Raw genomic sequence first — 22,390 nt, forward strand, 5'->3', positions numbered from 1 at the left:
AAAACATGATGCCATGGGACTTGATAAGTATAGCCAGAAACGCGATTTTAAGAAAACGGCTGAACCAAAAGCTGGTAAATCTAAAACTAATGATCAGTTACATTTTGTAATCCAGAAACATGATGCCTCGCGCCTTCATTATGATTTCCGGCTGGAAATGGAAGGGGTATTAAAGAGCTGGGCAGTACCGAAAGGACCATCTACCGATCCTAAAGTGAAACGGCTTGCCATGATGGTGGAAGATCACCCTTACGATTATAAAGATTTCGAGGGTTTGATTCCTAAAGGAGAATATGGTGGTGGAACGGTGATTGTTTGGGATGAGGGTGTCTATGAACCTATTGAGGAAATTGAAGGAAAAAAAGCGCAGGATAAGCATCTGCGGAAACAGTTGAAAGATGGATCGCTCAAGATAAAACTGCATGGAAAAAAATTAAAAGGTGAATTTGCCCTGGTTAAAACCCATGGCATGGGCGAGAATGGCTGGTTGCTGATCAAACATAAGGATGACCATGCAGCTACGACCGATATCACCAAACAGGATAAATCAGTGCTATCCGGCAAAACCATTGCTGCAATGGAACAGACCAGCGATAAAGTATGGCAGCATGGCCACGAGGAAAAACTGGAAAAAGCACCGAAAAAAAAGATACCCATTGGCATGAAACCCATGCTGGCCACGCTGGTTGATGAGCCATTTGATGATCCGGATTGGATTTATGAGGTGAAATGGGATGGTTACAGGGCACTTGGCTTCAGCCGGAAAAATGGCGATGTGCAATTGGTCTCGCGCAATAATAAACCATTCAACGAAAAATTTTACCCCATTTACGAGGTCATGCAAAACTGGAAAATTGATGCAGTTGTAGACGGAGAAATACTGGTGCTGAATGATAAAGGGGTCTCCAACTTTGCTGAGCTGCAAAACTGGCGTAGCGAGGCCGATGGCGAACTGGTGTACTATGTTTTTGACCTGATCTGGTATGATGGTAAGGACCTTACCGGCTTAACCTTATTACAGCGGCAAACCATTTTAAAAAGTATATTGCCGCAGGACGATGACCGCATCCGGCTGAGTAAGATATTTACCGCCGAAGGAACCGAGTTTTTTGAGGCTGCTCAAAAAATGGGACTGGAAGGTATTATTGCCAAAAGAGGAAGCAGTACCTATACGCCCGGCAACCGCAGTACCGACTGGCTGAAAATTAAAATTAACAAAAGACAGGAGGTAGTGATAGCAGGATTTACCAAAAATGCCGGCAGCTCTAAACAATTCAGTTCTTTACTGCTGGGCGTTTATGAAAAGGGCCATCTACAGTATGCAGGTAAGGTAGGTACGGGTTTTTCCGACCAGTTACAAAAGGAAATGATGAAGCAGTTTGAGCCATTAATGATTACTAAAAGTCCTTTTGATGAAGTTCCGGATGTGAACAAGCCTTCCCGTTTTCGTCCGAATCCACCTGCAGCAAAGGCAACCTGGCTGAAACCTGAACTGGTTTGTGAGGTGGCTTATGCAGAAGTAACTTCGGATGGAGTATTCAGACACCCTTCTTTTCAGGGCATGCGGATAGATAAGAAAGCAAAAGATGTGACAAGGGAGGCAGCAGTTGAAACCAAAGCTGTTATAGATTTAGATATGGAGGCAGAAGACATGGCTAAAACAAATAAACATGCAAAGGCAATTAAGCCGCCCAGGGCCGCTGCGCGCAAAACGTTACTAAATCCTAATGATGAGACTCAGGTTCGTAAAGTTTGTGGACATGAACTGAAATTCACCCATCTGAGCAAAGTATACTGGCCAGAAGACCAGGTAACCAAAAGAGACCTGTTCAATTATTATTACCAGGTTGCGGAGTATATATTACCTTACCTGAAAGACCGGCCCATGTCATTGAACCGCTTTCCAGGTGGTATTAACGGTCAAAGTTTTTATCAGAAAGATGTAAAAGGTAAGGCACCGGACTGGGCCAGAACTTTTCCTTATACTACTGCTGAGGGCGAAGCTAAAGAGTACCTGGTGGGGGATGATGAAGCCACCTTGCTTTGGATGGCATCTCTTGGATGCATTGAAATGAATCCCTGGTTTAGCCGGGTAGATTCGCCAGACAACCCTGATTATTGTGTGATCGACCTTGATCCGGATAAGCAGAGTTTTGATCAGGTTGTAGAAGCTGCCCTTGCGGTAAAGGAGGTTTGCGACCAGATGGATGTACCCAGCTTCTGCAAAACATCCGGTTCTACCGGTATCCACATTTATATTCCCCTGGCTGCACAATATAGTTATGACCAGTCGCAGATGTTTGCCAGGATCATTGTCAGTCTTGTTCACCAGCAGATTCCGGATTTTACAAGTCTGGAACGGATGATTCCGGCGCGTAAGGGAAAAATGTACCTCGACTTTTTACAAAATCGTCCAGGGGCGACTATTGCGGGGCCTTATTCACTGCGACCAAAACCAGGCGCAACGGTTTCTATGCCCCTGCATTGGGAGGAAGTGAAACCTGGTTTAAAAATGACTGACTTTAGCATTTTTAATGCGCTGGAACGCTTGAAGGGTGAAGGGGATCTATTTAAAGGGGTACTGGGAAAAGGAATTGACCTGGAAAAAACGATCCATAAAGCCAAAAGTGTTTTTGGCAATAGTTAAATAAAAATAAGTTAGAATAATTAATTTTATGTACTACATATATATGTATTAATTACATTTGTGCAATGCGGATCTTAAGGAACTGCGCTAACCAAATAATTTTTATGTATGTATACCTCAATCAAAAATCCAAAAATGATTGGCGGAGTGTTTTGTTTCCTGATGCTGATCTTATTTTGCAGGAACATTTCTTCGGCAGCTTCTTTAACATTGGGAAATCCCCGTCTTGATAGTCTGAATTTCATTTACAAAGCTGGAGAAAATGGCTACTCCTGTTTTAGGATCCCTGCCTTGATTTATACCGGGAATGGTAGTTTACTGGCTTTTGCTGAAGCCAGAAGAAATAATTGTGGCGATTCGGGTGATATCGATCTGGTGATCAAAAGATCGGCGGACAGGGGCAAAACCTGGAGCAGTTTACAGGTGGTATGGAGTGATTCGACCAATACCTGTGGCAATCCTGTTCCTGTACAGGACAAGGTTACCGGTAGGATCTGGTTATTGTCTACCTGGAATCTTGGTACAGATCATGAAAAACAGATCATCAGCAATGCTGCAAAAAAAGGAAGGCATGTATACAAGCTTTATTCAGATAATGATGGCAGGAGCTGGTCGGGACCGGTAGAAATTACAGACCAGGTAAAGAAATCCGACTGGTCATGGTATGCTACCGGGCCTTGCCACGGGCTGCAAATAACCAAAGGAAAATATGCAGGTCGATTGGTGATCCCTATAAACCATATTGAAAGAGCTACTAATCAAAATTTTGCGCACATCATCTACTCAGATGATCACGGTAAAAGCTGGAACCTTGGCAACAATACCCCTCAGGATAAAATGAATGAAACTACTGTTGCCGAAATTTCTAAAGGCCGTTTAATGCTGAACATGAGAAATGCCGACCGGAGCATTAAAACCAGGCATACCAGTACCAGCAGCGATGGCGGATTGAGCTGGAATAATGTTGAAAAGGATACAGTTTTAATAGAACCTATTTGTCAGGGCAGCTTGTTGAGCCACTTCTACAATAAGAATAAACCTGCTTTGCTGTTTAGCAATCCTGCAAATGCTAAACTGAGAGCAAATATGACCTTGAGGATGAGCCTGAATGATGGCAAAACCTGGAAATACAATTTAGTTTTACATGCCGGCCCATCGGCTTATTCTGACATCGCGGTTATAGATAAAACCACAATTGCGAGTTTTTTTGAGGCGGGGTATGAAAAGCCTTATGAAGGTATTGTCTTTAAAACCGTCAATTATTCAGATCTAATAAAAAACTAAATGGAAGCAGCACGTTTATTTAATTTCAGGAAGTTAACTGAGGAAGAATTGGTAGCTTATCGTGAATATGGCTACCTGATCATCAGGGGCATTTTAAAACCGGAAGGATTAAAACAAATGCAGACGGAGTGTATGGAAGCCTGGAGCAGGGAAAAGGAATCTTTTGATCCAGATAAGAGCTGGCTGCAAAATTCTTTACTGGTTAATATCCATCACCAGGCAGCAACCGTCAGGGATTATTATTTTGAGGGACCACTGGTTGAGATTGCTTCAGAAATTATTGGTCCAAACATAAAAGGGGCAACTTCACAATTGACTTTCAAAATGAAGGGAAATACCAGGCCCTTTGGCTGGCATCAGGATAATGGCTATGGGGAGCTGGAGCCTTATAATGCGCTGACAACGCTGACTGCGCTTGACGATACGGATAGGGGAAATGGTTGCTTATGGTTGATTCCAGGCAGTCATAAAGAAGGGCAGATCAGGGTGTACCAGGACGAAAATCAAAAGGCAAGTCAATCTGAGATTATTGTAAAGGCAGATGACAGCCTTGCCATTCCAATGGAGATGAAGGCGGGTGATGCACTGATCTTTAATTGCTGGATGCTTCATAAATCTGATGGTAACATGTCGGAGAGCAGGGACAGACGAATCTTATTTTTGAGGTATGCCGATGCCGACGCAGTTGAGGTGTACAACGAACGTAAACCACGTTTGGGCAGGTTGGTTAAAGGGCAGACAAAATTTAAAGAAGTGGAAGCCTTTGAAGCGGAACTGTAATATGGAATTAATAATTGGCCATAATGACTTCAAATACAAAGTTAATGCAAACTGGGGAAATGCAGATCCGGTAAATGATTGCCATGAAATGGTCATTGCTCATGCCATGCTAAGATAGTTTACTAACTGGCCAATAGTATGGCCGGATTTGCTGTAAAAAATCTTCAAATTGCAGTAGCCAATTTGAACCCAAACAGCATGAATAAATTTTTTACAAGAACGAAGCTTATTATTGTTGGTTTTTGCATCACCACATCTTCTGTATATGCACAAAAAACCGCTTTGTCAAAGCAAACAGACCGCTGGGCCATACAACCCAATGGTAGCATTACCTGGGCCATCAACAACACTGTACCACATACTGACCACATAGAGATGGCTGGTGAGAAGGTAGCCATCTGGGTGGAATATGGACTGGATAGTATTAAAAGATCAAAAATCAGCCGTACAGTTGTTTTTCCAACTTTCAGGATGTTGCCTGACGGAACCAGAACCCACATCTCTTATTCATTTCAGGATAATGAACTGCCTAGATTTTATGTAAATAAACGTTTGCTTGATTTTAGTACAGCCAAAAGTGGGAAGTCAGGCAGTTTAGGCTATAGCATTAAAAAGATCAATCATAAAGGCATTATGCGTGTAAGCGCTGAAACAGGTACCCCGGTATTGGCCACCATAGAAAGGAGCTTTTTCCCTTCTGTTGACCAGCCTATGGCGATGGAAAAGTTTGTATTTACAAACGTTACAGCAAATGATCTTCCCATAGCCATGGAATACCTGAAACGTGAAGTGAAAACAGATCCCTCCAGAAGCAAAGTACAGCAGCATAGTGTAATTATGGGCACGGTAGGTGATGGGAACACTGTAGTTAAGCCTGGTCAATCGGTCAGTTTTACAGTTTATTATTTGGCAACAGACCATCCTGATCAGTTGCCTGTAATTAATGCAGACGCGGAGGAGCAAAAAAGAGTGACAAGGATTAATGAAATACAGGCTCCTCTAAAACTGGAAACTCCTGATCAGGTTTTAAACACCGCATTTGAATTTGCTAAACTAAGGGCAACTGAAAGTATTTATAAAACAAAGGGTGGCTATATGCATGGTCCGGGTGGCCTGGCCTATTATGCGGCCATATGGGCAAATGACCAGGCTGAATACATTAATCCTTATTTTGCTTTTTCTGGCGACAGGATTGGCCACCTTTCGGCCATGAATGCTTATGCCTGGTTTGCAAAATACATGAACCCCGACTATAAAGCCATTCCAAGTTCTATCGTTGCCGAAGGTGACGCTGTATGGAAAGGCGCCGGAGACAGGGGGGACCAGGCCATGATCGCTTACGGTGCTTCGAGATATGCACTGGCCGCCGGAAATATTGATTCGGCACGTAAATTATGGCCTTTGATTGAGTGGTGCCTGGAATACAGCAAACGTAAAATGAATGCTGAGGGAGTGGTTACTTCAGACAGAGATGAACTGGAAGGACGTTTTCCGGCAGGAAAGGCCAATCTTTCTACCAATACCTTATATTATGATGCCTTGCGTTCGGCAGTATTGCTTGGACATGCATTAAATAAGCCCAAAAGCCAGACTGAAGCTTACCGCAAGGAGGCCGATGCACTAAGGATAAATATGGAAAAATACTTTGGCGGCAATGTGGAAGGTTTTGAAACCTATAAATATTATGAAGGGAATGATGTGCTTAGGGCCTGGATTTGCCTGCCTTTAACGATGGGGATATTTGACAGGAAACAGGGAACTATTGATGCCTTGTTTTCACCCAGGTTATGGACTGCCGACGGACTGGCCACACAGGCGGGCAAAGAAACTTTCTGGGACAGGTCAACGCTTTATGCTTTAAGGGGCGTATTGCAGGCTGGAGAAACCGAAAAAGCAATGGACTTTATTAAATATTATTCGCGGCGCAGGTTGCTTGGAGATCATGTTCCTTATCCGGTAGAGGCTTATCCTGAAGGTAATCAAAGACATCTTTCGGCTGAAAGTGGTTTATATTGCCGCATATTTACAGAAGGATTGTTTGGCATGCGCCCTGTAGGATTCCGTGATTTTGAATGTACGCCACGAATGCCAAAAGACTGGAACAATATGGCTTTGCGCAATATCCATTCTTTTGGAAATGTATTTGACCTGGAAGTAGCGCGGGCAGGCAAAGACAAATTGCTGATCACCATTAAAAAGGATGGAAAAGATTATAAATATCAGGTAAAAGAAGGTGCTATGCAGGTAATTAAACTATAATACAAAAAGCCATCATGAATATCCATTTACAAATGAATAAATATACAGCTTGTTTTTTTTTACTTTTTACAATTGGTTTGAGTGCCATTGCACAGCAAGACAAGCAGATTATTGTGGAAACAAAGCATACATCGCTCATTTTTACCATATCCGGGCAAAAGCTTTACCAGAGTTATCTTGGACAGAAACTAATCAGTACCAGCGACCAGGCTTTGTTAAAATCTACCCGTCGTGAGGCTTATATCGGTGCTGGTATGGGTGATTTATTTGAGCCTGCGATCCGTATGGTGCATAGCGATGGCAATCCTTCCTTGGATTTAAAGTATGTTGCGCATAAAACTGAAAAGGAAGATGACAATGTAGCTACTACTTCCATAACACTTAAAGATCCACAATACCTGGTAGAAGTGGTACTACATTTTGCCGCTTATTTTAATGAGGATATTATCAAAGAATGGACAGAAATAAAACACAAGGAGAAAAAGCCGGTTACTTTAACCAATTATGCTTCTGCTATGCTGCATTTTGACGCTTCAAAATATTGGTTAAGCCAGTTTGATGGGGATTACATGACAGAGATGAGGATGAAGGAAAGCCAGTTGACTACGGGGATAAAAGTGCTGGACAGCAAACTGGGTACACGTGCGCAAATGTATCGTTCGCCCTGTTTTTACCTGGCTTTAAATAAACCTGCTGAGGAGAACAGCGGTGAACTGATTGCCGGCACATTGGCCTGGTCGGGTAATTTTCAATGCTCATTTGAGATTGATCAGCAAAATAGCCTGCGGATGATCGCCGGAATGAACCCTTATGCTTCTGAGTATAAATTACAGCCGGGTAAAACTTTTGAAACCCCTGCTTTTATATTTACCTATACCAAAAAAGGTAAGGGCGAAGCCAGCAGAAACCTGCACCGCTGGGCCAGGAATTATGGCGTATTGGATGGAAATAAACCCAGGTTAACGCTTTTAAACAATTGGGAAGCTACACATATGGATTTTAACCAGGATGTACTAGTTGAATTGTTTGAAGGGGCAAATAAACTGGGGGTAGATCTCTTTTTACTGGATGATGGCTGGTTTGGCAATAAATACCCACGTGATGGTGATAAAACTGCACTGGGTGATTGGCAGGTGGATAGAAAGAAACTGCCAAGTGGCATTGGTTACCTGGTTACTGAGGCCAGTAAAAAGAACCTGCAATTTGGCATTTGGCTGGAACCTGAAATGGTTAGCCCTAAAAGTGAATTGTACGAGAAACATCCGGATTGGATATTGAAATTGCCAAACAGAGCAGAGGCTTACTCGCGCAACCAGTTGGTGCTGGATTTGATCAATCCAAAGGTGCAGGATTTTATTTATGATATGGTGAACGATCTGGTAACGGAAAACCCGGGCATCGCCTTTATCAAATGGGATTGTAACCGCATGCTGACCAATACCTATTCGCCTGCACTAAAAGAGAACCAGGGTAATCTTTTCATCGATTACAACAGGGCTTTGTATGCTATTTTGGAGCGATTAAGAAAAAAACATCCACATCTGCCTATCATGCTGTGCGCAGGCGGTGGTGGCAGGGTTGACTACGGCGGCCTGAAATATTTCACAGAGTTCTGGCCAAGTGACAATACCGATGGATTGGAGCGGGTATTTATACAGTGGGGTTACCTTAACTTCTTCCCGGCCTTAACTGTTTCCAGCCACGTAACCTCTATGGGCAAACAATCGTTGAAGTTCCGTACCGATGTGGCCATGATGGGCAAAATGGGTTATGATATCAGGGTTAAAAATTTGACCGAGCAGGAAATTAAATTCAGTAACCAGGCGGTTAAAACTTATAAAAAGATCAGTGAGGTCATCTGGTTTGGTGACCTGTACCGTTTAGTTTCTCCGTATGAGGAGAACAGGGCAGTGTTAATGTATGTGGATGAACCTAAAAACAAAGCAGTGCTTTTTAATTACCTGCTTAATTTCAGACGTAAAGAATATATGGGGAAGGTACTTTTAGCAGGTCTTGATCCATTAAAACGTTATCAGATTAAGGAAATAAATTTATTGCCGGATGCAAAATCGACCTTTCCTGATGATGGAAAAGTATTTAGCGGCGATTACCTGATGAATATCGGATTAAATCTTTCGGCAGGTAAAATCAGCCCCCTCAGTAGTTCAATTTTTGAAATTGTTGCCCAAAATTAAGCACTTAACCATGAACAGATCTATTGTAATTGCTTTATTGTTGCTGCTGGGATTTGAGCAGCAGGGCGCTGCACAAATTCAGCAGAAAATAAACTGGGAAACCTTTATGTCCCGGAACGACCTGGTGTTCAATTCTTTATCTGACAAATGGGAAGAGGGTGCATTTTTAGGGAATGGTTTGCTGGGTATAATGGTGTACCGTGAAGATGCCAATACCCTGCGCTTTGACCTGGGCCGTACCGATGTAGTTGACCATGTAGAAGGTATAAACCCTTCAATTGGCCGTGCGAGGTTGCCCATTGGCAGTTTTTTAATGGAGATTAAAGGAAAGATAAAGACCATCAAACTGCGATTAGACCTACTTAAAGCAGAGCTGGCAGGTACTTTGGAAACGGATAAGGGCACAATCCGGCTCAGCGCTTTAGTGGCAGCAACAAAAGACCTCATCATTTTAAACACAACCAAAGCGAACAATGAAAAACTGGTGAACTGGCATTGGAAACCAGCTCTTGCTTTAAGCCCCTATCTTTCTTTAGGACGGGACAGTGCCTCAAAATATCCGGCCAACCCGGTGCAAAAGTTACTTAAAGAAGGATCGGTCAGTTATAGCCATCAGCCTTTAAGAGTGGGTGGGGGCTATACCACTTCATGGAAGGAAATTGAATCAGGAAATTCAAATACCTTACTAATTACGATTGCAAATGCCTATCCAAAAGACGATTCAAAAGAAACAGCTGTAACGCTAATGACTACAGTAACAGCTCCGTCTGTTAAGGAAATTACTGCTGCTCACCGCGCACATTGGCTTGAGTTTTATCAGAAAAGTTTTATTTCTGTTCCCGATTCCAGGCTGGAAAGTTTTTGGTGGATTCAGCAGTATAAAATGGCTTCAGCAACCAGGGTGGGGGCGTATCCAATTGATCTCATGGGGCCTTGGTATAAGACAACGCCCTGGCCAAAATACTGGTGGAACTTAAACATCCAGCTTACCTATTATCCTTTTTTTAGTTCCAATCATGTGGAACTGGTGGGGCCGCTGGTGAAAATGATCGACGATAATATAGTTAATCTTTCTAAAAATGCCCCCCAGCCTTACCAACACAATTCGGCAGCATTGGGCAGGTCGGGGCCTTATGCCATGACCTCCGGCATCAAAGTACTAAAAGGAAATGAAAGCACCAGTGCCAGTGCAGCATCAATGGAACTGGGCAACCTGACCTGGCTGTTGCATGTATATTACCAGGCTTATGAAAATACCATGGATAAACGGATCATTAAAAACCTATACCCGGTCTTAAACAGGGCAGTTAATTACTACCTGAACATCATCAATAAAGAAAGTGATGGAAAATATCATCTTCCATATACTTATTCTCCTGAATATCCTAAAGGCATTACGCGCGATGCAAATTATGACCTGTCTGTATTTAAATGGGGCTTAAATACTTTATTGCACATCAACAAAACACTGGCTTTAAATGACCCGCTTGAGGCCAGATGGAAGGAAGTATTGGCCGCGCTTACCCCTTACCCGCAGGATAAGTTAGGTTACCGGATTGGCCGTGATGCAGATTTCTCTATCTCGCACCGCCATTATTCGCACCTGCTGCAGATTTACCCGATATATGAAGTGAACTGGGACCAACAGGAAAACCGGGACTTGATCCAGCGATCCTTAAGTCAATGGGAAAACAATAATTCCGCCTGGAGGGGCTATTCATATACCGGTTCCGGTTCTATTTATGCGATGATGGGTAACGGAAATAAAACCCATCAGCTGCTGAATGAAATGATGAAAGGCAAGTACAGTATTAAACCAAATACCATGTACCTGGAGGCTGGTCCGGTAATAGAAACGCCACTTTCGGCGGTAACTACCATGAATGAGATGCTTTTACAAAGCTGGAATGGAATTATCCGTGTATTTCCTGCGGTACCTGATGCCTGGCAGGAGGCATCTTTTAATGACCTGCGTGCAAAGGGGGCTTTTTTAATCAGTGCCAGCCGCAAGAACGGAGTAACCCAATTTATTAAAGTGAAAAGCCTGGCTGGTTCGCCTTGTTTAATTAAAACCGGTTGGAAGGGTGATATTAAAGCTGCGGGAAAACCGGAGTTTAGCATTAGCCAGCAGAAAGATGGCGTGGTTAGACTGGATTTAAAAGCAGGGGAGGAAGTGGTATTGTATAACGGACAAAAAACACCTGATTTTATACTTGAACCCGTAAAATCAGACGGACAGAATTATTGGGGATTGAAATGACAAACTGAATGATTACAATGCTAATGTAAGAGATAAATGAGCCTGGCCGTTTGGTTAATTTAGGGTAATCAAATATTAACTAAACAGCCATTAATCATGATTAATCGAACTTCTACTATTCGTTGGTGTATTGTAGTTTTTTCATTGTGTTGTTGTGTGGTGGACTCCTATTCGAGGGGTAACACAATCAGCACTGAAAATTATTCTACAAAAAAAATAACCGTATCAGGAAAAGTTTCTGATGCTGAAGGTCCACTGCCGAGTGTGATTGTAAAGTTGAAGGGGACAAACATCTCCACCTCAACCAATGCAACCGGAAATTACAGTTTAACCTTGCCTGATGGTACAGGTACATTGGTTTTCTCCTCAATTGGGTATATTACCCAGGAGGTTGCGGTTCAAAACAGATCGACAATAAATGTAATACTTGTTCCGGAAAACAAAACCTTATCCGAAGTAATCGTAGTAGGATATGGAACCCAGAAGAAATCTGACATTACCGGTTCTATTGTTTCCATCAGCGAACAGGCGCTTAAGGAGGTGCCGGTTGCGAATCTATCTCAGGCCCTTCAGGGCAGGGGTAGTGGTATTGACATTCAAAAAAGCGGGGGTAACAGTAAACCAGGGGCTTCGCCTGTAATCAGGATCAGGGGAGCCAGGTCATTAGGCGCAAATAATGATCCGCTATTTGTGGTGGATGGTATCCCTTATAATGGCAATATCAATGATCTGAACCCTGACGATGTGGTATCTGTCGAGGTGCTTAAAGATGCTTCATCCACTGCTATTTATGGATCCAGAGGTGCAAACGGCGTGATCCTGGTGACTACAAAACGCGGGAAAATTGGCGAAGCAGTAGTTACTTATAGTGGTTATGCCGGAGTGACCAAAAATCTCGGTAAGATCGATGTAATGGATGGTAAACAATTTGAGATGCTGAAAAAATGGGCTGTAGTAAATGGGAATTTTGTTAGCGGAGCCCCTAAGTACACAGGGGTAGATGACCCCAAGATCATGACTGATGGTATTTTCGCTCCTCAGGAGCTTGAGTCTATCAAAATGGGCAGAAGTACCGACTGGCAGGATCTGATCTATAAAAATGGGATCACTACAAACCACCAGGTTGGCGTGTCCGGTGGATCGGAAAAAACGCAATATGCTTTATCCGGAGGTTATCATAACGAAACGGGAATTTATCCTGGCCAATCCTTTGAACGTTTTACGGCTAAAATAAGCATAGACCATCAATTGGGTAAATATGTCCGGGTAGGACTGAACAGCATAAACAATTTCAGCTATACCAGAGGTGAGGGGGCAAACCCGATGGGCCAGGTGCTACGTGCCAGTCCGCTTGCTACTCCTTATGATGAAACAGGCAAATTATGGGGCTTTGTACCAGGCAGTGCAAACCAGGTATGGAATCCATTAGGTGACTTTGTGGATGGTGCTAAAATAGAAAACAGGAAACGTTTTGGAACATTTACTACCTTATTTCTGGAAGCTACTTTGGCTCCGGGATTAAAGTACCGCTTTAATGGAGGTGCAGAGATCAAATCTGATGTCTATGGAAATTTTTATGCCAGTGCGACTTCCAATAATCTGGGTGGTTTATCAACTTCCAGTAACCGTACGGGTTTCAGAACGGATTATACGCTGGAAAATGTCCTGACCTACGATAAGGTAATTGCTGACCATCATAAAATAAATTTTACAGGATTGTTTTCTTTGCAGGAAGCTCAGAATCAGTCAAATTCCTTTAACAACAACAACCTGATCGCAGATAACGTATGGTATTACAACCCTCAATTGGGATCTAACCTTGTTGGCTCAGGAGATTATAGCAAATGGGCACTGATATCTTATATGGGTAGGCTTAACTACGGTTTCAGGGATAAATACTTGTTAACACTTACCATGCGTTCAGACGGTTCTTCCCGCCTGGCACCAGGAGGTAAATATAAAGTATTCCCTTCGGCTGCGGTAGCCTGGAATCTGATCCAGGAAGATTTTATTAAAAGTGCGGGCGCTATTTCAAACCTGAAACTCAGGGGCTCGTACGGAATGGTAGGTAACACTTCCATAGATGCCTACGCGACACTTGGTGCGCTTACTGGAGTCAATTACAATTTTGGTGATAAGACAACTACAGGTTTATACCTTTCCAATGTTCCAAATCCTGCATTGACCTGGGAAAATACAACAACGGCAAACGTCGCAGTCGATTTTGGCTTTTTAAAGAACAGGATTACCGGTTCGATAGAAGCTTACCAGGTTTATACGGACAAACTACTATTGCCGCAAAATCTTCCTTTCACCTCGGGTATTCCAAATGCGGTTTTAACAAATGTTGGTAAATCTGAAAACAGGGGATTGGAATTCCAGCTGAGTACCGTAAACATTGACGGTGATGGTAAGAAAAAATTCAGCTGGAGCACCGATCTGAATATTTCCATCAACAGGGGTAAAATTACGCAGTTACAGGAGGGAATAATTAATGACATTACCAATAACAGGTATGTAGGTCAGCCTATCGGAACCATTTACGACTACAACAGGATCGGTATCTGGCAAAATACCCCTGCTGATACTGCAGAGGCTAAAAGGTTAGGGTTAACATTAACTACCGGCACCGGTTCTGTAATCGGGAACATCAGACTGGCCGATACAAATGGTGATGGTAAAATTACAGCAGATGACCGGATATTTATAGGATCGAGCCAGCCCAAATGGTCTGGAGGTATGACCCATCGTTTTGCCTATAAAAATCTTGACTTTACCGTAGTTACTTTTGGAAGGTTTGGAAGTACCATTATCAGTAGTGTGCACAACAGCGGATTTGCGAATACCTTTCAGGCAAACTACAACAATCTTGATGTAAACTACTGGACACCAACAAACCACGAGAACTATTGGCCTAAGCCGAATGCCGCATCAACCAATACTCCTAACAATTCTACCTTGGGTTATTTTGATGGTACATTTGTGAAAATCAGGAGCATGGCACTGGGCTATAATTTACCTGCACCGCTCGCCGCTAAGATAGGGGGAAGGTCATTGAGGGTATACGCTTCAGTAAATGACGCATTTATTCTTTTCTCCAAGTATAGAAATATATATAAGGGTATAGATCCCGAAGCGATCAGCGGAAGTAACAACAGGAGTTCTGTAGGTGTAGATACGCCGGCAAGCTATTCTATGACTTTCGGTTTAAATATGAGTTTATAATTCAATGATTAAGATTATGAAAAAGATAGTTATATACTTTACAGCCTGCTTATATTTAGCGTTGGCCGCAGGTTGTAAAAAAACATTGGTGGAAGAACCACATTCTGACTTAACTCCTGAGTTTTTTTCCACTGCTCAGGGTTTTCAAAAAGGACTTGATGCCGCTTATGCAGGAACCCGTTCTTTCTGGGGAAATCAAAACCTTTTTACGATGACAGTAATCGGAACAGATGAATTTTATACCGGAAAGGACGGGAACAACAACATCAACAAATACAATAGCAATTATGATACTGCTAACGGTACTGTTGAAGCCATCTGGAAAGACTGTTATATGAACATCAATACCTGTAATGGTATCATTGATAATTCTGCCGCGGTTACCGGATTGGATGATAACCTTAAAAGCAGGATTGTGGCCGAAACTAAATTCCTTCGGGCCAATTATTATTTTATCCTGGTACAGTTTTGGGGTGATGTTACTTTAAATAAGACTTTCCAGAGCACACCTGTCACGTCGGCAACACGTACGCCAATGGCAGAAGTTTACGATTTTATTGTGAAAGACCTACAGGATGCCATTGCTACCCCAAGTTTTTATGCCAATCCAAAATCATCAGGAGCACTACCCGGGGTAGCTACAAAAGCAGCTGCACAACATTTGCTGGCTAAAGTATATTTAACCAGGGCAGGTTCTCCGGCAAAAAAAGCAAATGATTATGTAGATGCTTACAATATGGCCAAAACCGTTATTACGACCAGCGGATTATCATTGCTGCAGGATTTTGGTGATGTGTTTGCAGAAGGAAATGAAAACAGCAATGAGGTGATCTGGAATGTTCAGCATACCTCTAACTTAGCTTATAACGGCCCAAATAACAGTGGCGGTGCTGATAATGTATTGAATCATATGTGGGTGCCGCAGTACGAACTGCGCCCTGGTATGCAGCGTTCTGTAACTTATGGCCGTCCATATATCCGTTGCGTGCCTACTGCATGGCTAAGCAATGTGGCTTTCCAGGAAAGGGTAAATGACACCCGTTACAACAAAACCTTTTTAACTACCTGGATCAGTAACAATGCCTCTTCTCTTCCTAAATGGGAAGCACCAATACCACCGGGAGCTCCAGCTAATGCTGCCGTTGGCCAGGTTAAATTCACCGTTGGCGATACGGCGATATTTATGCCTGGTTTTGACGTCAGCGATGCAAAAATTGCGGCTACCAGATATTTACTGATCCCTCCGCGTAAATATGACATTACCTTATCACCTTACATGAAAAAATATAACGATACCAAGCGCGCTGATTTAAATTATCCATCTATCAGACCGGTAATTGTATACCGCCTGGCCGAAACCTATTTAATTGCTGCAGAGGCTGCTTTTATGGGTGGAGCTACGATAACAGATGCCCTTGATAACATCAACATCGTAAGAAGAAGGGGTGCCTATCCCAATGCAAACCCGGCGGTAATGAATGTGACTGCCATTCCTTCGCTTGATTTTATACTGGATGAACGTACAAGAGAGCTTTGCGGTGAAAACGTAAGATGGTGGGATCTGGTGCGGACCAACAAACTGATTGATCGCGTAAAAACTAAAAATTATAATCCTGAGGCAGCGGCCAACATTAAGCCTTTCCATGTTTTAAGGCCGATACCGCAAAAACAAATCGATGGGGTTACTACCGGTCCTAAATATCCTCAAAATACAGGCTGGTTTTAATGGTCCATAAAAAAATGTAAATTATATTATAAAAAAATAATGATCCGAACGATTAAATTGAAATTACTGCTTGGTTTATTTCTGCTTGCAGCTTTTACAAATTTTGTAAAAGCTGCTGATTTTAACATTTTGAAATATGGTGCCGTAGGTGATGGGATTACCCTGAACACAACGGCGATTCAAAAAGCCATTGATGCCTGTTACCAATCTGGCGGAGGTAAAGTGATCTTTCCCGAAGGGAAATTTCTTTCAGGTACCATTGTACTTAAAGATAACATTACCATACATTTTGAAAAGAATGCGGTTTTGCTGGGAAGTACTGACTTGAAAGACTACAGAAATCTCGACCCATTTACTGAAGGACTGGGTATTGATGTGGGCTGGGCTTTGCTGGTTGCTGTAGATGCTAAAAATATAGGACTGGAAGGCGAAGGGACAATTGACGGGCAGGGCTCTGCCATAAAAGCAAAACACATTTTAACTGATACCCGGCCCGAAGGACAACGCTGGGGTTTAAGACCATTCCTGGTCCGCATTGTACGCTGTGACGGGGTGAAGGTAAATGATGTAACACTTAAATACGCAGGTGCCTGGACATCGCACTATTTTCAAAGTAAAAATCTTCATATAGAAAATGTAAAGATCCAGAGTGTTGGGGTAGCACATAACGATGGCATTGGCATCGATGGCTGTCAGGAAGTCGTGATTAAAAACTGTGATGTAGTGAGCGGTGATGATGCTTTGGTATTTAAAACTACCTCCAGTAAAATGGCCTGTAAAAATATTGAAGTGACTGGCTTACGCTTGAAAAGTAGTCAGGCTGGTATAAAAATGGGTACAGAATCAATGGCGGCATTCGAAAACATCAAAATTTCTAAATGCCATATTTATGAAACCCGGAACGGAGGAATTAAATTGCTGACGGTGGATGGTGCGCATTTGCGTAATGTAGAAATCTCGGACATTACCATGGAAGATGTAAGAACACCCATGTTATTCCGCCTGGGCTCCAGGTTAAGTGTATTCCGCAAAACAAGCGACACCAAACAGCCTACCGGTACATTTGAAAATGTAGTGATCAGGAACGTTAAGGCCAATGCTTCGGCAAATGCGCAACTGATGCCGCCATCGGGGATCTTAATTACCGGCGTTCCAGGTCATTACATCACTGGTTTAACATTGGAGAATATTGAGATCAGTCTGGCAGGTGGAGGTTTGGCAGAACACGCCCGCCAGGCTGTACCTGAAGCTATTGATCAGTATCCTGAAGTGAAAACTTTTGGTCCGCGTGTACCTGCTTATGGTGTTTGGGCCAGACATGTAAAAGGATTGAAGCTTAAAAACGTAAAATTCAATCTTGATCATAATGATTTAAGACCAGCATTTGTATGTGAGGATGGGATAGACATTGAAGTGTCAGACTGGAAACTTCCTGAAACTACTGGTGCTGAATCCATCATCAGGTTAGAAAATGTTCAGCATGCAGTTGTTAAAAACGTTTCCGGCAAGGTTACCGCCAAAAAGTTTGTACGCGTTGAAGGAAGCAGTAAAAACATCAGCATTAATGATAATAAGATTTCGGGTACTGCCAACTAGCAGCTGATATGTAGCATAATAGCGGATGAAGCTGTTATGCTACATATAATGACTTTTGCAATGATAAATCATGAATATGATCCAATGAATTTCGGATTTCGGTTATAGGGAAATCACCCCTTTCTCCATAGGTCTTCAACCTCAGGTATTCCCCCCATATCAAACCACGTCCATAGGCAGTTTTGGACCACATCTGCTTACTTATAGGGTATTTTAAATGATCAGTAGGAAGTGGCAGCGGAATACAATGCAGCGCAATAGCTGGAAAAAATCTTTTTAAGGATAAAACGGCCCTTGTAGAGGCATAAGAATGTGACAAAAATGTCATGCTCCTGATATTTTTAAAAGAGAATACCTTACGGGCCTCCACAATGTTCTCTATAATATTCTTTGATTTATTTTCAGTATAAATCTGTTTACCTCCATACTTTTCCATCGGAATAAATGACTTAATCTGTTCGGATTCTGCCTCCTTTTTATAAAAAGAGTTCTTGTAATTGGCAACACCACCAGTAATTAACACCTGGTTTACAAGTTCCATATTCAGCATATAACTAATAATATCAGCAATTTCCCGGTGCTGAACATTTGAACCAAAAACAAAAAGCAGGTCTGATGGCACCAGGCTTTCTTCCTGAAAACACAAGCTGGTTAGTGCCGCAATCAGTTCGGCATCCATATCAGGGCCTTGGGGAACTTTAACGATTTCTCTGAATAATTCTTTTGACTCCATACATTGCATTATTTATAGGTAGACGTTACCGGCAGCTCATTTGCTACAGTTTGATAAAAATATTTTTTGAACCTTTTACCCGGCTAATTGTTTATAGCAGACAACAGGTATCCGTATCAAAAAATAATTCAGATGAGATCAATATGGAAAGGGTCAATTGGCTTTGGTTTGGTTAACATCCCGGTAAAGCTATTTTCAGGAGTTCAAAACAGCCAGCTGGATCTGGACATGCTGGACGAAAGAGACCACAACAATATCAAGTTTAAACGGGTAAATGAGAAAACCCAGAAAGAGGTACCCTATGATAAAATTGTTAAAGGATACTTTTTGAAAGACCGGTATATCGTACTTGATGAACACGATTTTGAAGAGGTAAAACCAGAAAAAACCAAGGTAATTGAAATTGAGAATTTTGTAGACATAGGAGAGATCAATCCGGTTTACTACGAAACCTCGTATTATACACAACCTGAAAATCAAGGTAGAAAAGCCTATGCTTTGTTACTTAAAGCCTTAGAAAAATCAAAAAAAGCAGGAGTAGCAAGGTTTGTATTAAGAAATAGCGAAAACTTATGTGTTATTCATCCGCTTAATGGAACCATAGTGATCACCAAGATTCGTTTTCAGGAGGAAATACGCGATACGAAAGAGGTGCTGCTGAAGGATGCAGTTACCATTAATCCAAAGGAACTGCAGGTAGGTCTTGCGTTGATCAAACAATATACCGCTAAGTTTGACATCAGTGCATTTAAGAATGATTACAGTAAAGAACTGTTAAAGATCATCAAATCAAAAGCACAGGGGAAAAGGGCTACCGTTAAGAAAATCAAAACTAAAAAAGCAGCAAGTGATGATTTGTATGAACAGTTGATGGAAAGTTTAAGTAAAAGAGCCTAACCCCCTTATTTATTTAAGCTTATCGTTTAAACTGGTTGCCATTTTATAGTGAGCTTCTATAGTACGCAGGGTGCTGATGGCAAAGTTTTGCAGGGGCGTATCACCGGAAGTTGCTGCAGATTTAAACAGGTCTAATGTTTTGACATCATCTTTTACCATCATGCCCATGTAGTGCTTGTCAAATTCATTTGCAGACATATTTTTCATTTCAGCGAAATGATCCAGATCTGCCTGAGAGAGGGCAGTGGGTAAAACCATTTTTTTCCCCTCAGCAAGGGTTTTTAATTTTTGTGCAATTTTGGTATGGTCTTTTACCATTTTCTTTGCAAAATCTTTAATCTTTGGATTGGCCGATTTTTCCATGGCTATTTTTCCAAGTTCCATTTCTTTCATTCCGCCAATGGCAGCTTCATTGACGAACATGGACATATCTGCCCCCCGGTTTAAGGCTGTTGTATCTGTAATGGAATGTGCTTCCATTGTAGAGTCAATCACTTCTGATTGCATTTCCCTGGTTTTATTATCTGCATTTTGACAGGCTTGCAACACAGAAAAGCCAATTAAGCCGATCGTCAGTAAGTTTTTAGCTTTCATCATGTAAAGTATTAATGGTTAGGTATATTAACTACAATCCATGGCGAAAAATGTTTAAAGTAAATTTTCACACATGCTTGAATTAGCCTGCTTAATATTAACTTTGGACATTAACCAAATTTATGCGCTACTCTTTAATTTTACTGGTTTCCCTGGTTTCGTTAAGCAGGGGCCTTGCTCAACCATTGATAGAGCTGGATGACAGATCGCCCTATCATAATATTGGCAGATCTCTTAGCTATCTGGAGGATAAAACGGCTAGTCTAAGCCTTGATGAGGTTAAGAAATCAGATAAAGAAGGGGATTTTTTAAAATCAAATGCGGATATTCTTGCTTTTGGAAATCGTCAGTCTGCTTTTTGGATGAAGTTCAATTACATCAATAAAAGTGATGGGAAGGCCTTTTTGGTAATAGATGTTCCCAATGTTGAATCTATTGAGTTACATGCTGCTTTTCCGGACGGAAATCAGCTGTATTTACATACCGGTAGTTTGGCTGCAAAAACAAAAAGGGTAGTGGCTTCCAATAATTATGTTTTTGATCTTGGGGGCGGCGGTTCTCAGGCGGGCGTCCAGACGGTTTATATCCGCGTAAAAACAAATAATATCCTGCTGCTTCCTGTTAAACTGGTTACAGCCGAAACTTTAATTGCAAGTGCTGCAGTTAAAACACGTTTTGAGGCCATGTATATTGGGGCACTGATCATTTTGTTCTTTTTCAATCTTTTCCTTTACCTGAGTTTTAAAGATCATATTTATTTTATTTACAGCATTTATGTAGGCTCATTGTTCATTTACCTGGTATTTTACATCAGGGGCTATGGATATGTTTTCGGTGCGGATTTTCGGGCCTTTATCAATCTTTATCCACATGTTTTCTTAAGCATATCCTGTCTGGCTTCGGCTTTGTTTTCTATCAATTTTTTAGAGCTGAAAAAGAGGATGCCTGGTGTGATCAGAATTTATAATGTTCTGATCTTCTGCTGGCTCGTAATTTTGGTTATCAGTGGCTTAGGCTATAAAAGTACGATATCCGGAATAGTAAACTACCTGTTGATGTTGTCCAGTCTTTTCTTATGGATTAATGGTTTCCTGTCTTATCACAGGGGGCATAAAGCCGCCTTATATTATATATTGGCCTGGGCTTTTGTATGCATTCCTATTTTATTCATTACCCTAACTTTGTCAGGGGTTTTTGTTTATCATGATTATACATTTTACATTGTTCCTGCAGGCACCACTTTTGAACTCTTGTTGTTGTCTTTTGCACTGGGTGATAGGTTCAATACCATCAGGAAACAGAATATCCGGCTGATTACGACTCAAAAAGAAAGACTCGAGAAACTAGTTCAGGGCAGAACCTTAAAGCTCAACAACAGTGTTAAAATGTTAAAAGAACGTACTTCAACGCTCAACGAGACCATAGCAACCCTCGAGGAAACAAATGCCGTAAAAAATAAACTGTTCTCTATCATTGCGCACGATTTGCGCAGTCCTTTTAATAGCCTTTTGAGTATTTTCTCGCTCAAAGATATGAACCTGCTGACCTTCGAGGACCTTAAAATGTTGCTCAATGAAAGCAGGAAAAGCATTGATACCATTCATAATACTTTAAATAACCTTCTTTATTGGGCAAAGAGCCAGATGGAGGGGGTAACAGCTTTTCCGTTAAACTTTAATTTAAAGCAATTGACAGACGATCTGTTATTGGTTTACCAGCCACTTATTGAACGAAAATCAATCAGGGCAGTGCTGATTGCTGAGCAGGGCATGGAAGTTTTTGCGGATGAAAACCAGGTGCAGCTCATCATGCGCAATTTGATAGACAATGCAATTAAGTTTACACCTTTACAAAATACCATTACCATTACCTTAAAAAAAGAGGCTCAATATATCCAGGTATGTATTACCAATCCGGTCTCCGGATCAGCTGCTGTTCATCTGGACACCTTTCATGCAGATAAGATACATAACCCCGCTTATGGTACCGCTAATGAGAAAGGTGTGGGCCTGGGCTTGCATTTGTGCCGGGAATACATTCAGCAAAACGGGGGAGAACTCACCGTTCACCTGAACTCCGAACAGGTATCATTTTCTTTTCGGCTTCCTGCCAGTAGCTAGTTCATCCGGGCCGTTTACAGGCAAATGTTAAAAAAGTATAGATATTGAATAGATTATCAATTATTGAGGCTGTT

The 22,390-nt window shown here is 41.8% G+C and carries 13 protein-coding genes; 11 read left to right on the top strand and 2 right to left on the bottom strand.

The annotated features are described in order from the left end of the window. Positions 1 to 13: 13 nt before the first annotated feature. From ligD to R2Q85_RS02200, 9 genes are all read left to right on the top strand, one after another. Entirely contained in the window at positions 14 to 2,647 is a 2,634-nt protein-coding gene (gene ligD / locus R2Q85_RS02160; RefSeq protein ID WP_316810095.1) for a DNA ligase D, read from the top strand. A gap of 108 nt (positions 2,648 to 2,755) precedes the next feature. After that, entirely contained in the window at positions 2,756 to 3,931 is a 1,176-nt protein-coding gene (locus R2Q85_RS02165; protein ID WP_316810096.1) for a sialidase family protein, read from the top strand. Next, positions 3,932 to 4,711 carry a phytanoyl-CoA dioxygenase family protein gene (locus R2Q85_RS02170; protein ID WP_316810097.1) on the top strand — a complete coding sequence of 260 codons (780 nt, stop codon included), beginning with the start codon at positions 3,932 to 3,934 and terminating at the stop codon, positions 4,709 to 4,711. Positions 4,712 to 4,909: 198 nt separating this feature from the next. After that, positions 4,910 to 6,970: a hypothetical protein gene (locus tag R2Q85_RS02175; protein WP_316810098.1), complete on the top strand. Its 2,061-nt coding sequence runs from the start codon at positions 4,910 to 4,912 to the stop codon at positions 6,968 to 6,970. A 32-nt stretch (positions 6,971 to 7,002) separates the two neighbouring features. Then, positions 7,003 to 9,165: an alpha-galactosidase gene (locus tag R2Q85_RS02180; RefSeq protein ID WP_316810099.1), complete on the top strand. Its 2,163-nt coding sequence runs from the start codon at positions 7,003 to 7,005 to the stop codon at positions 9,163 to 9,165. Between the two features lie 10 nt (positions 9,166 to 9,175). Next, positions 9,176 to 11,425, top strand: coding sequence for a glycosyl hydrolase family 95 catalytic domain-containing protein (locus R2Q85_RS02185; RefSeq protein ID WP_316810100.1), 2,250 nt, complete (start codon positions 9,176 to 9,178; stop codon positions 11,423 to 11,425). A gap of 96 nt (positions 11,426 to 11,521) precedes the next feature. Next, positions 11,522 to 14,650 (top strand): TonB-dependent receptor, encoded by a 3,129-nt coding sequence (locus R2Q85_RS02190; protein ID WP_316810101.1) that lies wholly within the window; start codon positions 11,522 to 11,524, stop codon positions 14,648 to 14,650. 16 nt (positions 14,651 to 14,666) lie between these two features. Then, a complete protein-coding gene (locus tag R2Q85_RS02195; protein WP_316810102.1) occupies positions 14,667 to 16,376 on the top strand; it encodes a RagB/SusD family nutrient uptake outer membrane protein in 1,710 nt (569 codons plus the stop codon). A gap of 39 nt (positions 16,377 to 16,415) precedes the next feature. Beyond that, positions 16,416 to 17,972, top strand: coding sequence for a glycoside hydrolase family 28 protein (locus tag R2Q85_RS02200; RefSeq protein WP_316810103.1), 1,557 nt, complete (start codon positions 16,416 to 16,418; stop codon positions 17,970 to 17,972). A 34-nt stretch (positions 17,973 to 18,006) separates the two neighbouring features. On the opposite strand, the gene R2Q85_RS02205 is transcribed toward R2Q85_RS02200, so the two are convergent. Further along, entirely contained in the window at positions 18,007 to 18,705 is a 699-nt protein-coding gene (locus R2Q85_RS02205; RefSeq protein ID WP_316810104.1) for an ElyC/SanA/YdcF family protein, read from the bottom strand. A gap of 132 nt (positions 18,706 to 18,837) precedes the next feature. Here R2Q85_RS02205 and R2Q85_RS02210 point away from each other — a divergent pair, with 132 nt between their 5' ends. Then, on the top strand, positions 18,838 to 19,602 hold the full coding sequence (locus tag R2Q85_RS02210) for a Ku protein (protein ID WP_316810105.1): 765 nt from the start codon (positions 18,838 to 18,840) through the stop codon (positions 19,600 to 19,602). Between the two features lie 9 nt (positions 19,603 to 19,611). On the opposite strand, the gene R2Q85_RS02215 is transcribed toward R2Q85_RS02210, so the two are convergent. Continuing rightward, a complete protein-coding gene (locus tag R2Q85_RS02215; RefSeq protein ID WP_316810106.1) occupies positions 19,612 to 20,199 on the bottom strand; it encodes a DUF4142 domain-containing protein in 588 nt (195 codons plus the stop codon). 119 nt (positions 20,200 to 20,318) lie between these two features. On the opposite strand from R2Q85_RS02215, the gene R2Q85_RS02220 reads away from it, so the two are divergent. Further along, the gene (locus tag R2Q85_RS02220; RefSeq protein ID WP_316810107.1) at positions 20,319 to 22,316 is read left to right on the top strand and encodes a sensor histidine kinase; all 1,998 of its coding nucleotides are present in this window, start codon (positions 20,319 to 20,321) and stop codon (positions 22,314 to 22,316) included. Positions 22,317 to 22,390 lie beyond the last annotated feature (74 nt).

It is taken from the genome of Pedobacter heparinus, from assembly GCF_032678725.1.
Lineage (GTDB): Bacteria > Bacteroidota > Bacteroidia > Sphingobacteriales > Sphingobacteriaceae > Pedobacter > Pedobacter heparinus_A.